Annotated in this window: 1 protein-coding gene; it reads left to right on the top strand. The window is 60.0% G+C overall.

From position 1 onward, the window contains the following. A partial coding sequence (locus AC0L2K_RS34910; protein WP_473533650.1) for a YihY/virulence factor BrkB family protein occupies nt 1-860 on the top strand: 860 nt, incomplete at its 5' end. Between the last annotated feature and the right edge of the window lie 39 nt (nt 861-899).

Below are 899 nucleotides of genomic sequence, written 5' to 3'. Positions count from 1 at the left end.
CATTCTATCTGCTCCTTGCCCTCTTTCCCGCGCTTGCCGCGTTCGTGTCCATCTACGGTTTTGTCGCCGATCCTCAGACCATCGCTGAGCACATTGCGTTCCTTGGCGGCGTACTGCCTTCGAGCGGTCTGGATATTATCAGATCTCAGCTTGCGTCCTTGGCCGCTCAGAAGACTGGCGCGCTCAGCTTCGGCTTCATGTTCGGCCTTGCCGTCGCACTGTGGAGCGCCAGTAACGGCATCAAGACGCTATTCGAAGCCATGAACATCGCCTACGAGGAGAGTGAAAAGCGCGGCTTTATCCATCTGAATCTTCTGGCCTTGGGCTTCACACTTGGCGCCATCCTCATCGGTATCGGCCTTATCGTCTCGGTGGGGATCGTGCCGGCCATGCTTGCGCTGCTGAACCTCGGCGGTTGGACCGAAGCCCTTGTGCGGATCCTTCGGTGGCCGATGATGCTGATCCTGGTCGGCCTCGGGATCACGCTGATCTACCGCTACGGCCCCAGCCGCGAAAGGGCAAAGTGGCAATGGGCGACATGGGGCGCCTTCCTCGCGGCTGTGGTCTGGATCGCGGTCTCGATAGGGTTTTCCTATTATCTTGAGAACTTCGCCGACTATAACGCGACGTATGGAGCCTTGGGGGCAGTCATCGGTTTGATGATGTGGACCTGGATCTCCGTGATTGTCCTGATTGTGGGGGCGGAGCTCAATGCCGAGATGGAGCACCAGACAGCCAAGGACACCACCACAGGTGCGCAGCAGCCGATGGGTGCGCGAGGTGCCACGGTCGCCGACACGCTGGGCGGATCGGCCGATGCTGCCAACCAGCAGTCGCGTTCGGGCGAGCGCAAACTGTAGCGACTTACTTTGCGTCTCCCCGCAACTTCGCTTGGCGCA

The sequence above is a fragment of the Mesorhizobium sp. WSM4817 genome, assembly GCF_055811135.1.
Note: the sequence above shows the minus strand (reverse complement) of the source record. Positions and strands in the feature narration are given on the sequence as shown.